The following is a 13403-nucleotide window of genomic DNA, read 5'->3' as shown; positions in this document are numbered from 1 at the left end:
TCGGCAGTAATCAGCCCGTTCAAAAGCTCATCCAGCTGCCCGTTCAGCACAAAGTCCAGCTTGTGCAGTGTCAGGCCGATGCGGTGATCCGTCACCCTGCCCTGCGGGAAATTGTAGGTACGGATGCGCTCACTGCGGTCACCGGAGCCCACCTGGCTCTTTCTGTCGGCGGCAATGGCATCTGCCTGCTGCTGCTGAGCCTGCTCCAAGACCCTCGCCCGAAGCACGCGCATGGCTTTTTCCTTGTTTTTCAGCTGGGACTTCTCGTCCTGACACTGCACCACAATACCTGTAGGCAGGTGGGTAATGCGAATGGCGGATTCGGTCTTGTTGACGTACTGGCCGCCGGCGCCACCGGCACGATAGGTATCAATGCGCAGCTCCTCCGCCTTGATGTCCACATCCACCTCATCAGCCTCCGGCAGTACAGCCACCGTCACCGCCGAGGTATGGATACGGCCGCCGGACTCGGTAACAGGCACACGCTGGACGCGATGAGTGCCGCTCTCATATTTCAGCTTGCTGTAGGCACCGTTGCCCTCTACGGCAAAGGAAATTTCCTTAAAGCCGCCAATCTCCGTCGGGTTGGAGTCCAGAATGCTGACGCGCCACCCCTGGCTCTCGGCATAACGGCTGTACATGCGGAAAAGGTCCCCCGCAAAAAGTGCCGCTTCCTCGCCGCCTACGCCGCCGCGTATTTCCACAATCACATTTTTATCATCGTTAGGGTCCCGCGGCAAAAGCAGAATCGGCAGCTCATTGTCCAGCTCCGCCTTGCGGCTTCTCTGCTCTGCCAGCTCCTCTTCCACCATGTGACGGAACTCATCATCCTCGATGCCCTCATCCAGCATTGCCTTGCTGTCCTCAATAGCCTGACACACCGCCTTGTATTCCCGATAGGCAGCTACTATAGGCTCCAGCCCCGCATGCTCCCTGCTGTACTTCTGCCACCTCGGCATATCCGCCAGCACGGACGGGTCGCTGATAAGGGACTCCAGCTCCAGAAACTTGTCCTCCACAGCCTGCAATTTATCAATCATGTTCATATCTCTTCCCCTTGTCCATCAGCCATTTTAAGCATCCTGCATGTAAGAGCCTGTCCCTGCCGGGATTTTATCCTCCGGCAGTACCGCCTTGGCGGACTCGATGGCCACCTCAATCATCTCCGGCTCCGGCTCCCTCGTGGTCAGCTTCTGCAGCCACAGCCCCGGCTTCACCGCCCAGCCCAGCAGGCAGTTATCCGAATTGGCGGAAAAGCGGATAAGCTCGTAGGAAATCCCTGCCACCACCGGCAGAAGGATAATCCTGCTGGCAATCCTCTCCACCAGATCCGGCCAGCCCAGAAAGGCAAAGACAAAAATGCTCACCAGCATGACAATCAGCAAAAACGACGTGCCGCATCTCTTATGAAGCCGCGTATGCCGCGCCACGTTCTCCACCGTCAGGGCCTCCCCCGCCTCAAAGCAGGCGATGGTCTTATGCTCCGCCCCATGATACTGGAACACCCTCTGAATGTCCTTCATGCGGGAAATAGCAAAAATATACGCCATGAAAATCGCCAGCCGCAGCACGCCTTCCATTAAATTCAAAAATACAGGGTCCTCCGTAATAAAATGAAACAGCTTTGCCGCCCCCGTAGGAATGGCAATAAACAGCACCGCCGCCAGAGCAAAGGCAAAAATCATCGTGCCTGCCAGCTCCTTGTCCGTCAGCTGTTCGTCCTCTTCTCCCGCCATCTGGGCAGAGTAGCCCAGGGAGCGGATGCCCATCACCAGTGATTCAAACAGTGACACACAGCCCCGCAGCATAGGCTTCTTGAAAATCGGATACCGGGCTGCGATGGAGTTGACAGGCTTTACCTCCATCTCAATGCGCCCCTGGGGATTTCTGACCGCCGTTGCCACCAGCTCCGGCCCGCGCATCATAACACCTTCAATAACGGCCTGACCGCCAATCGTAATTTTCTTTTCTTCCATAATCTATATAAACCTTTCTCATCTCATTAAAAAGCACAATAAAGGATTTCCATACCACATTATTCCGCAAAATATGTATATCCGTATAGTAAAAAAGAGCAGGACATCTGCCCTGCTCTCCAGTTCTTATTTTGCGTAACGCTTGTTGAACTTCTCGATACGTCCACCAGCTGCGATATCACGCTGACGGCCGGTGAAGAAAGGATGGCACTTGGAGCAAACATCAACTCTCAGCTCAGCCTTGGTGGAGCCGGTAGTAAAGGTATTGCCGCAGCCGCAGACAACCTTTGCCTCGAAATACTCTGGATGAATACCGTTCTGCATCTATATACACCTCGCTTTTCCCCATTATTGGGAGTATTACAAGTCCTCTCTGCGAAGACTTGGTCCGACTTAGCTTCCCTCAATGGGGCAAAGCCGAAATAATCAACTTCGCGGATCTGAAAATCCGACTTGTGATATTATATCATAGCCACCTCACAGGCGCAACAGATTATTAGAAAAATATCTTGAAAATTTAACGCATATACACCATAATATATAAGGTAGAAATATACTCAAATTGTTTGGCTGAAAATAAATTCTTATAGAGAGGATCAGATTATGTCAAAAAACGAACCAGCTATCCAGTGCAGCTTCTGCAAGCGCCGCATTGTGCCAAAATCGCAGTACGATCTGCCTATTTATGACCCGCGCTCCGATTTTGCCATCTGCGCCCACTGCATCAAGGATATTTATCATGCCATTGAGGCCCATGAGGCAGATGAGCAGGACCAGCAGAAGGTGGAAACCGCTGCCAATATCGACCAGGAAATGGCAAATATCAAGCCCCATCTGGTAAAGGATTACCTTGACCAGTACATCATCAATCAGGACAGGGCAAAAAAAATCCTGTCCGTGGCAATCTATAACCACTACAAGCGCATGAAGTATGGCTTTGACCACAAGGATGACGAGCTGGACGAAATCGAGAAGTCCAACGTCATCATCATGGGGCCTTCCGGCTGTGGCAAGACCGCCCTTCTGTCACATCTGGCCAAGCGGCTGGATATCCCCTTTGCCGTTACCGATGCTTCCAGCCTGACCGAGGCCGGCTTTGTCGGCTCCGACGTGGAGGTGGCAGTCCGCAACCTTTACTACGCCGCCAACAAGGACGTCAGCCGTTGCGAGCACGGCATCATCTATCTTGATGAGTTCGACAAGATTGCCCGCAAGTCCGGTGAGAACAACACCATCACGGCTGATCCGGGCCATGAGGGCGTACAGCAGGCCCTTCTGAAAATGCTGGAGGGCAACGAGGTGGAGTTCACCGCCAGAGGCCAGCGCAAGCACCCGGAGGCGCCGACCATCAAGGTCAACACCAAGAATATTCTCTTTATCGTAGGCGGAGCCTTTGTAGGCATTGAGAAAATCATCGCCAAGAGGCTGAAAAAAACCGACTCCAACATCGGCTTCGGCGCAAAAATCGAGGGACAGAGCGAAAAGCCTGAATACAACCAGCTCATCCATCAGGTAACGCCGGAGGATTTGATGAAATTCGGCATCATTCCGGAAATCATCGGCCGCCTGCCTGTTATCTGCACTTTGGAAACACTTGACGAGGACGCCCTGCTGCGCATCCTCACCGAGCCGCGCAACGCCCCTGTCAAGCAGTACAAGAAGCTGATGGAGATGGACAAGGTCGACCTGGAATTTGATGAGGCCGCCCTCCGCGCCGTAGCCAAGAAGGCCATCGAAAGAAAGACCGGCGCCCGCTCCCTGAAGGGCATCATCGAGGACACCATGCTGGATATCATGTTTGATATTCCCCGCTCCGATGCACCGCGCCGCGTAACCATTACCGAGGACTGCATCAACAACCACACAGCGCCTGCCATAGAGGAAATCTGATTTCCCCATTTTTTACGCGGAAATTACATAAAAAATACCAAAAAAGCTGATGCCCTTTTACGCGGGCATCAGCCTTTTTATTTCATGCGCATTGTACGTTTTTCACAATGCTTGCCTGTTCACTTTGCATGCTACAGCAACAGCAGGCCGATGCCGTGCACCAAAAACGCCGCCAGCCACGCCACGAGGCACTGGAAGACCACCACCCACAAGGCCCAGCCTGCGCCCAGCTCCCGCTTGACCGCGGTAACAGCCGCTACGCACGGAGTGTACAGCAGGCAGAAGGTCAGAAGGGAAGCCGCCGAAAGGGGCGTCAGCACTCCCTCTGACAGGGAAGCCGTGCCGAAGAGCACGCCCAGGGTTGATACCACGCTTTCCTTTGCCATGAAGCCGGAAATCAGGGCGGTGGAAACCCGCCAATCCCCGAAGCCCAGAGGGGCAAAGACAGGAGCAATCAGCCCGGCGATTGACGCCAGCATGCTGTCAGAGGAATTTTCCACCATGTCGAGGCGGAAATCAAAGGTCTGCAAAAACCAGATTACGACACACGCCACGAAGATAACCGTGAAGGCCCTTTCCAGAAAATCCCTGGCCTTTTCCCACAGAAGCTGCATGACATTCCGCATTCCCGGCATGCGGTAGTTGGGCAGTTCCATCACAAAAGGCACCGCCTCCCCCTTGAACTTCGTCACCTTGCCAAGATATGCCGCCAGAATCCCCATCAGGATGCCCCCGAAGTACAGCAAAATCATGGGCAGGGCGCCATACTCCCCGAAAAACGCCGCAATAAAGAAGGCATAAATCGGCAGTTTGGCCGAACAGCTCATAAAAGGCGTCAGCAAAATCGTCATGCGGCGGTCACGCTTGGAAGGCAGGGTGCGGGTAGCCATAATCGCCGGCACGCTGCAGCCAAAGCCAATCAAAAGAGGCACAATGCTCCGGCCGGAAAGGCCGATTTTCCTCAGCCACTTGTCCATCACAAAGGCAATCCGCGCCATATAGCCTGTATCCTCCAGCAGTGACAGGAAGAAAAACAGCGTCACCACAATAGGCAAAAAGGAAAGCACCGTGCCCACGCCGGTAAATACGCCGTCAATCACCAGCGAGCGCAAGGCTTCATTGACTTCCAGTACAGCCAGCGCCTCATCCGTCCGCTCCTGCAATACCTCAATGCCGGCCGCCATCACATCCTGCAGAAATGCCCCCACCACGTTGAAGGTCAGGAAAAACACCAGGCTCATGATAGCCACAAAGGAAGGGATGGCCAGATACCTGCCCGTCAGCACCTTGTCAATGCGGCGGCTCCTTTCATGCTGGCGGCTCTCCTTAGCCTTCCTGACAGAGCGCCTCGCCAGCTGTTTGATGAAGGAGAAGCGCATATCCGCAATGGCCGCCGCCCTGTCCAGCCCCCCTTCCCGCTCCATCTGGCAGATGATATGCTCAATCATATCCCGCTCGTTCAGGTCCAGCCGCAGGGCCTCGACAATCCTCTTATCCCCTTCCACGATTTTGGTTGCCGCAAAGCGCACCGGGATGGCCGCTTTGGCGGCATGGTCCTCAATCAGGTGCATAATGCCGTGCAGACAGCGGTGCAACGCACCCCCGCGGCTTTCCGCGTCGCAGAAATCCATGCGCCCCGGCGTTTCCTGATAATGGGCCACATGCAGGGCATGCTGTACCAGCTCCTCAATGCCCTCGCCCCTGACGGCGGAAATTGGCACCACGGGAATGCCAAGAATGGATTCCATGGCATTAATATCCACGGAGCCGCCGTTTTCCGTCAGCTCATCCATCATGTTCAGCGCCAGCACCATCGGCCTGTTCAGCTCAATCAGCTGCAGGGTCAGGTACAGATTGCGCTCAATATTCGTGGCATCCACAATATTGATGATGCCCGTAGGCTGTTCCCTGAGAATAAACTGCCGGGAAACAATCTCTTCCTCGGTATAGGGCGACATGGAATAAATCCCCGGCAAATCCGTAATCCTTGTCAGCTTGTGACCGCGGATACTGCCGCTTTTCTGGTCCACCGTAACCCCCGGAAAATTGCCTACATGCTGGTTGGAGCCGGTCAGCTGGTTGAAAAGCGTAGTCTTGCCGCAGTTCTGGTTCCCGGCCAGGGCAAAGGTCAGCACCTGGTCGTCAGGCAGAGGATTCTCCCCTTGCTTCACATGATACCTGCCGTCCTCCCCCAGCCCCGGATGGTGGCTTCTCGCCTTGTGGGCCCTGGGCTTTTCCGCCAGCTCCTGCTCCGGCTCTATCTTCTCGATGCTGATTTTTCTGGCGTCATCCACCCGCAGCGTCAGCTCATAATCATGAATGCGGAACTCAATCGGATCCCCCAGCGGCGCAAACTTCACCAGCGTAATTCTTGAGCCCGGCACCACGCCCATGTCAAGAAAATGCTGGCGGAGCGCACCCTCGCCGCCTACCGACAAAATCCGTCCCCGCTCCCCGGCCTTCAATTCATCTAAAAACATACAATCCCCCTGCACCATATACCTGCATTTATTTGTATAACCCATTATACCATGCCTGACAAGACCGGCAGGAGTAAATCTTGCAAAATTTCCCTATCTCGTTTATAATAAAAGCAAGAGGCATACCGATAGACGGCAGCCCCAAGACTATAGGTTATTTCAAAGAAACCGCCTACGCCTGCAAGCATTTAGGCGGTTTTCTTATGCTTTGATGGCTACAATACAAATCGCCACCAGAAAGACCAGTGACAAAAAATCGTACAGAGTCATAAGCAACGCCCCCTTTCAGGGGCAGGATTTGCCGCCTACCGCATAGGTATACCTCTTGCCAAAGAGTATTATACTAAAAACTATATAGATTATCGATACCATCAAGAAGCTGTCCGGGGCTATGAGCCATGCCTCAGATAGCTTCTATTTCGTATGGGAGAACTTCGCTGAGAAAATTATTTTCCTTCAAGGCCGCCTCAATCTCATCAAGGATTTCCTCGCTGTCGGCAGACACATTGTGAAAATGATATCCGGAGGTAACATTCAGCAACGGCGTTGACTTGCCGGTGCGCAGGTTTTCCATAAAACGCTGTACCTCCCGGCGGTTCTTGATATTAAGAGGCGCTGAAATCTTGCCGTACACGCGATGATTGACCATCACATCCAGCACACAGCCCCCCAAATCCACAATCAGGGTAAGCTCCTCCTCCGTCCGCTCCGTGGTATGAAAGGTCTTGAAGCGCCTTACCGCGTGCTTCGGCTGGTCGAGAATATAGCCTCTGGCCGTAGCCAGGATAGGCTTTCCCTCGGTGCGAAGCAGGGCAATATCCTGCACCACCACCTGACGGCTGACGCCGGTGGCCTTGCCCAACGCCCCGCCGGAAAGCGGAGCAGAGGCCTCGCGCATCATCTCCAATATTTTCTTTCTGCGTTCTGCTCCGCTCATCATAGCTTATTCCTCCAATGCTTTCAGATGCTTCAGGCTGATGTCCAGAATTGGCGCCGAGTGGGTCAGGGCGCCGCTGGACACATAGTCCACACCTATAGCCGTAATCTTTTCGATATTCTCCCTGGTAATATTGCCGGAACACTCCGTCCTTGCCCTGCCATCAATCAGCTTGACTGCCTCCGCCATCAGCTCAGGCGTCATGTTGTCCAGCATGATGATGTCCGCACCTGCTTCCAGCGCTTCCTGCACCTGCGCCAGAGTTTCGGTTTCCACCTCAATCCTGCGGACAAACGGCGCATAGGCCTTGGCCGCCAGCACGGCCGCCTTTACCCCTCCGGCCGCATCAATGTGATTGTCCTTCAAAAGAACCCCGTCAGATAAATTATAGCGATGATTTGCCCCGCCGCCAACTGTTACGGCATATTTTTCAAAAATTCTCATGCATGGGGTGGTTTTTCTGGTGTCCAGCAGGGTGGTTTTCGTACCTTCCAGAAGCTTTGCCACCTTGCTGGTATAGGTAGCAATGCCGCTCATCCTCTGCAAATAATTCAAGGCTGTGCGCTCACCTGACAGCAGTACGCGGATATCCCCCACGACGGTTGCCATGTGCTGTCCCTTCTTTACGCGATCGCCATCCTTCACATCAAAATATACTTCGGTATCTGCGTCCAGCAGCTTAAACACCCGCTCAAAAACGCGCAGGCCGGCAATCACGCCATCCTCCTTGCAAATCAGCTCCACCTGTCCCTTTTTGTACTCCGGCATGACGGAATTGGTGGTAACATCCTCGCTGTTTATATCCTCCTCCAGAGCCAGACGGATAAATTTGTCAGCCGCCAAAAGCATTGTAATATCGTTCATTTCTCTGTCCTTTCCTTCCTTTAATAAAGGTATCTCAATCAATCTGCGCAATACGCTCCGCGGCCCGCTGGGCAAAAACCAAACTCTCCAAAAGGCTGTTGCTGGCAAGGCGGTTCCTGCCATGCACGCCGTTACAGCTGGTCTCCCCCACCGCATACAGATGCTCCATAGTAGTCCGTGAATCAGAATCCACATGGATACCGCCCATAAAATAATGCTGTGCCGGCACTACCGGTATCGGCTCCTTGGTAATATCATAGCCTTCCTCAAGGCAGGTGCGGTAAATATTCGGAAAATGCTCCAAAATAACCTCCTTCGGCACATTTTCAAAGGAAAGCCACACATGGCGGCTGCCCTCCTTTTCCATTTCCGCCTGAATCGCCTTGGAAACCACATCCCTCGGCTGCAGCTCGTCCGTAAAACGCTCTCCCCTGCCATTCAGCAAAATCGCCCCTTCGCCTCTGGCAGACTCGGAAATCAAAAAGCTCCTGCCCTCGTGCTCCGTATAGAGGCTGGTAGGATGTATCTGCACATAATCAAGATGCTCCAGCTCCACATCATGCTCCTTCGCCACTTCAAGGGCATCCCCTGTCAGGCTGGGAAAATTGGTGGAATGCTCATAAAGCCCGCCGATGCCGCCGGTAGCCAGCACCGTATCACCGGCGTGGATGTTCAGTATATTGCCGGAGCTGTCCTTGGCCACCAGCCCGGCACAGCAGCCGTCCTTCAGCAGAATATCCTGCATGACGGTGTACTCCCTGATTTCCACATTGGGCAGGGCCTTTACATGACGCTGCAGGGTTTCTGTAATCTCCTTGCCGGTCACATCCTCATGAAAGCAGATGCGCGGCTGGGAATGCGCTCCTTCACGGGTGTACATCAGACTGCCGTCCTCGTTTTTATTAAATCTTACACCCAGCTCCAGCAGCTGGTCAATCACATTTCTGCTGGACCGTATCATGATGTCCACGCTTTCCTTGCGGTTTTCATAATGCCCCGCCCGCATGGTATCCTCAAAAAAGGCGTCGTAATCATCCGCATCCTTCAGGACGCAGATACCGCCCTGTGCCAGCATGGAGTCACAGCTTTCCATATCCTCCTTGCAAATCATCAGCACCTTTTTGTCCGCAGGCAGGTGCAGGGCTGTAAAAAGGCCTGCCACGCCTGTACCGGCAATTACCACATCAACATTTATTTCATTTTCCATGAACCATCCGTCTCCTTGCGCAATATCCTTTGACAGCATATTTTTCATTATTTCGCCAGTGCCAGCATCCGTTCCAGCGGCCTTTTGGCCTTTTCCGCCAATTTCTCCGGTACAGATGCCCTGTTGCCGCCCTCTTTCAGCACTGCCAGCACCTTTTCCAGCGTAACCAGCTTCATGTCACGGCAGATAGGGGTAGTCCTGGCAAAATAAAATTTCTTGTCAGGATTTTCCGCCTGCAGCTTATAGAGGACGCCTGCCTCCGTGCCGACAATAAACTCCTGCCCCTTGCTTTCCGAAGCAAATTTAATAATCCCCGAGGTGGAGCCTACATAATCAGCCATGGCAGTGACGGCTTCATTGCACTCAGGATGCACGCAGACGGCCGCCTCCGGATGAGCCTCCTTCAAGGCCGCAAGCTCCTCCGCCAGCATGTCCTGATGCACCGGGCAGAAGCCATTGACCAGCATGACATTTTTCTCCGGCACCTTTTCTGCCACATACCGGCCCAGATTTTTATCAGGAATAAATAAAATATTCTTCTGCGGCAGCCTGCGCACAATATCCACCGCATTGGCGGAGGTCACGCAGACATCGGACCAGGACTTGATTTCCGCCGTGGAATTAATATAGCACACCACCGCCAAATCATCGTAATGGCCCCGATGTTTCAGCACCTGTTCCTCCGTCACCATGTGGGCCATCGGGCAGTCCGCCGCCATGTCAGGCATCAGCACCTCTTTGTCAGGGCTCAAAAGGCAGGCACTCTCCCCCATAAAGGAAACGCCGCAGAATACCAGCACCTTGCAGTCAAGCCCTGCCGCCACCTTGCTCAGGTAAAATGAATCTCCCACGTAGTCTGCCAGCTCCTGCACCTCCGGCGCCACATAATAGTGTGCCAGAATAACAGCATCCTTCTCCGCCTTCAAATTCCTTATTTCTTCCTGAATAGTCATCTCGTCCCCATTTCCGCCGCACTCAGGCGGCACAAAATAAAATACGCATACACACATAAAATACAAGGAACAGTATAGCACTTCATCCTGCATGTGACAAGACACATATAAACTTTTTCTGTAAACAGCATCGGACAGGCAGAAAAACAGCAGGCCTGAAAACGGCACGCATAAAAAAACAGCATACAGAAAAACTGCACATATTTAAATAACGGAGGCAGAACAGCACAGAAAACGGACGCAAAAAAGCAGGCACAGAGCCTGATGTATCAGACCTGTACCTGCCCGTTTACACATATTATCCGTATCTGCAATGCCTATTGCAGTTCGCCATTCAATGCCCTCTGCACCGCCCGATAAAGCTCACTTGGCTCCACCGGCTTCACAAGATGAGCATTCATGCCGGCCTCCATGGACCGCTGAATATCCTCATCATAAGCATTGGCGGTCATGGCCATAATCGGAATCGTCTTGGCATCTGACTTGCCGGAGGCCCTTATCATGCGAGCCGCCTTCAAGCCATCCATATACGGCATTCTCACATCCATGAGAATCAGGTCGTATGTCCGCGGCGCATTCATCATGTACTTGTTCAGGGCCGCCTGACCGTTCTCCGCCGTTTCCACCGTCAGTCCGCGGCGCGTCAGCAATCTCTTGACAATCTCGCAGTTGATATGATTGTCCTCTGCCAAAAGCACATATTTACCGGAAAAATCCGCCGCCTGCGCCGGCTTATCAGCCTTCTTCCTCACGGCCTCCTTATCAAGTTCAAAATCAAGGCACACCCTGAACTCGGAACCGTAGCCCTTGCTGCTGGTAAAATCCAGCGTGCCGCCCAGACGGTCAACCACCTGCTTGCAGATTGCCAGCCCCAGCCCGGAGCCGCCATACACATTGGTACTGCCGCTGTATTCCTTGGTCAGGGGCAGAAAGATATTATCCTTCATTTCATCGGCAATCCCTACGCCGGTATCCTTCACCGTAAACCTGATATGCACCTTATCAGCATCAGCCGCCAGCTGTTCTGCCACAAAGTCCACCCTGCCAAAGCGCGGCGTAAACTTCACCGCATTGGAAAGGAGATTCTGCAGCACCTGACGGACACGGCTGCCGTCAGTCTGCACCAGCGGCACAATCTTGTCATCAAAATGCGCAAAAAAGTTGAGCCGCTTCTCATAGGCCATCGCTCTGGCGCTGTCGCTGAGGGACTCAAAAAGCTCCTTCAGATCAACGCTGCTCTTGCGCTGTATATTGTCCCCTGCATCCAGCCGGATAATGTACAGCACATCCGTCAGCATATCCATCAGAAAATGCGCCGAAGCATCAATTTTCTCCAGACAATACTCCACGTACTCCCTGTCATCCGACTTGTTCCTCGCCAGCTCCGTCAGCCCCAGCACATTGTTGAGGGGCGAACGCAAATCATGGCTCACATGGGCCAGCAGCTTGCGGCAGTCGATATTCCGCCAGAGCTCATCAATCCGCCGCTGTTCATCAATATCAGTATTAAATTGGTTTCTTGCCTTTGGATTTTTATCTTCCATGATGTCAGGCCACCTTATAAAAATATCAGCATATCAGATTTCCTGCGGCTTGATGCCGGACTCGTGCATAAACTTGGACAGCTTCAGCACATCCTGCATCAGATCGCCATAGCTTTCAGGTGTCAGGGACTGAGGGCCGTCGGACAGGGCCTTGGCAGGATTTGGATGCATCTCGATAATCAGTCCGTCCGCACCGGCAGCCACAGCCGCAAAGCTCATCGGCTTGACCATGCGCCACTTGCCGGTACCATGGCTAGGGTCCACCACAATCGGCAGATGGGAAAGATGCTTGATAGCGGCCACGGCACTCAGGTCAAGGGTATTTCTGGTATAGGTTTCATAGGTACGGATACCGCGCTCACAGAAAATAACCTTGCTGTTGCCCTCGCTCATGATATACTCTGCCGCATTCAGCCACTCATCCAGGGTAGCGGACAAGCCGCGCTTCAGCATAACAGGCTTGTCAATGCGGCCAACCTCCTTCAGCAGGCGGAAATTCTGCATGTTGCGGGCGCCAATCTGCAGCACATCTGCATACTCGGCAACTACCGGCACAGCATCCACCTCTGTAACCTCGGTTACAACCTTCAGGCCGGTGGCCTCACGGGCAGCCGCCAGATACTTCAGGCCCAGCTCTTCCAGACCCTGGAAGGAATACGGGGAAGTCCTCGGCTTGTAGGCGCCGCCGCGGATAAACTGGGCGCCGCCGGCCTTGGCAATCTGCGCCGCTTCCAGAAGCTGCTCCTTGGACTCAACGGCACAAGGGCCTGCCATAACCACCAGACTGCCATCGCCAATCTTGATGCCGTCCACATCAATCACGGTCGGCTGCGGATGGAACTCGCGGCTTACCAGCTTATAGCTCTTGGAAATGTTTACTGTCTTCTCCACGCCCTTGAAGGACTCCACGTTCAGACAGCACATCTTGGCCTTGTCACCGATAACGCCCACAATCTTCTGGGACTCGCCCTCCATGACCTTGGCAGTCAGGCCCAGCTCCTGCACTGCCTCAATAACTTCCTTTATACTCTCTGCACTTGCATCAGGATGCATAATAACAACCATAAAAATCCCCTTTCTATCGTAGCCTGCCGCGGCAGGCTCCATTCCTTGCATATAAAATGCATATATTAATTATTCGCAGCCATAATCACGGGAAACTCTCCCGGCTGCCGGAGCCAGATGCTCTTTCTGCGGATGCCCTGCAGTGCGCCCTCCAGATTTTCCAGCCGCCTCGGTATCTCCACATCGAGGAAGAAGATGTACTCCCCCAGTCCTGTTCGGGCGGGACGTGACTCAATCCTCGTCAGGTTCACGTCGCGGGTGGCCAGCTCCATGAGTATCTCGCACAGCCGCCCGGCATCCTTGCCGTCAATCTGGCAGATAAGCAGGGACTTTTCCGCCCTGCCGTAGTCCTCTTCCAGCTTGGCCCGCTTGTCCGTGCTTACCAGCTGATAAAACCGGGTGCAGTTATTGTCCCTGTCCTCGATATTGGAGGCCACCAGCTCAAGGCCGTTCAGCTCGCCGCCCCGCCTGGTGCAGATAGCCGCCC

12 protein-coding genes are annotated in these 13403 nt (G+C 53.6%); 1 reads left to right on the top strand and 11 read right to left on the bottom strand.

The window, feature by feature from the left end; translation table 11 throughout:
- The 3 genes from prfA to rpmE form a co-directional block, all read right to left on the bottom strand.
- Positions 1–1040 (bottom strand): peptide chain release factor 1 (gene prfA, locus ACI3UA_RS02725; RefSeq protein WP_439723296.1); only part of this gene is annotated, 1040 nt, incomplete at its 3' end.
- 33 nt (positions 1041–1073) lie between these two features.
- Positions 1074–1976 (bottom strand): DUF1385 domain-containing protein, encoded by a 903-nt coding sequence (locus tag ACI3UA_RS02720; protein WP_439723295.1) that lies wholly within the window; start codon positions 1974–1976, stop codon positions 1074–1076.
- Positions 1977–2102: 126 nt separating this feature from the next.
- Positions 2103–2300, bottom strand: coding sequence for a 50S ribosomal protein L31 (gene rpmE / locus ACI3UA_RS02715; protein WP_154406780.1), 198 nt, complete (start codon positions 2298–2300; stop codon positions 2103–2105).
- Positions 2301–2579: 279 nt separating this feature from the next.
- On the opposite strand from rpmE, the gene clpX reads away from it, so the two are divergent.
- Entirely contained in the window at positions 2580–3866 is a 1287-nt protein-coding gene (gene clpX, locus ACI3UA_RS02710) for an ATP-dependent Clp protease ATP-binding subunit ClpX (RefSeq protein WP_439723294.1), read from the top strand.
- A gap of 131 nt (positions 3867–3997) precedes the next feature.
- Here the strand turns inward: clpX and feoB are convergent, their stop codons facing one another.
- From feoB to ACI3UA_RS02670, 8 genes are all read right to left on the bottom strand, one after another.
- Positions 3998–6346, bottom strand: coding sequence for a ferrous iron transport protein B (gene feoB, locus ACI3UA_RS02705; RefSeq protein WP_439723293.1), 2349 nt, complete (start codon positions 6344–6346; stop codon positions 3998–4000).
- Between the two features lie 403 nt (positions 6347–6749).
- A complete protein-coding gene (locus ACI3UA_RS02700) occupies positions 6750–7286 on the bottom strand; it encodes a transcription repressor NadR (RefSeq protein WP_439723292.1) in 537 nt (178 codons plus the stop codon).
- A gap of 3 nt (positions 7287–7289) precedes the next feature.
- Complete coding sequence (gene nadC / locus ACI3UA_RS02695; RefSeq protein ID WP_439723291.1) at positions 7290–8147, bottom strand: carboxylating nicotinate-nucleotide diphosphorylase; 858 nt, start codon at positions 8145–8147, stop codon at positions 7290–7292.
- Between the two features lie 34 nt (positions 8148–8181).
- On the bottom strand, positions 8182–9354 hold the full coding sequence (locus ACI3UA_RS02690; RefSeq protein WP_439723290.1) for an L-aspartate oxidase: 1173 nt from the start codon (positions 9352–9354) through the stop codon (positions 8182–8184).
- Between the two features lie 47 nt (positions 9355–9401).
- On the bottom strand, positions 9402–10307 hold the full coding sequence (gene nadA / locus ACI3UA_RS02685; protein WP_439723289.1) for a quinolinate synthase NadA: 906 nt from the start codon (positions 10305–10307) through the stop codon (positions 9402–9404).
- A gap of 317 nt (positions 10308–10624) precedes the next feature.
- Positions 10625–11851 (bottom strand): hybrid sensor histidine kinase/response regulator, encoded by a 1227-nt coding sequence (locus ACI3UA_RS02680; protein WP_439723288.1) that lies wholly within the window; start codon positions 11849–11851, stop codon positions 10625–10627.
- 33 nt (positions 11852–11884) lie between these two features.
- A complete protein-coding gene (gene aroF, locus ACI3UA_RS02675) occupies positions 11885–12916 on the bottom strand; it encodes a 3-deoxy-7-phosphoheptulonate synthase (RefSeq protein ID WP_439723287.1) in 1032 nt (343 codons plus the stop codon).
- 65 nt (positions 12917–12981) lie between these two features.
- Positions 12982–13403: ACT domain-containing protein (locus tag ACI3UA_RS02670; RefSeq protein WP_439723286.1), on the bottom strand; the 422-nt coding region annotated here is incomplete at its 5' end.

Origin of the sequence: Anaerovibrio sp., from assembly GCF_051866355.1 — a bacterium.
GTDB lineage: Bacteria > Bacillota > Negativicutes > Selenomonadales > Selenomonadaceae > Anaerovibrio.
This window is presented reverse-complemented; position numbering and strand designations above follow the sequence as displayed.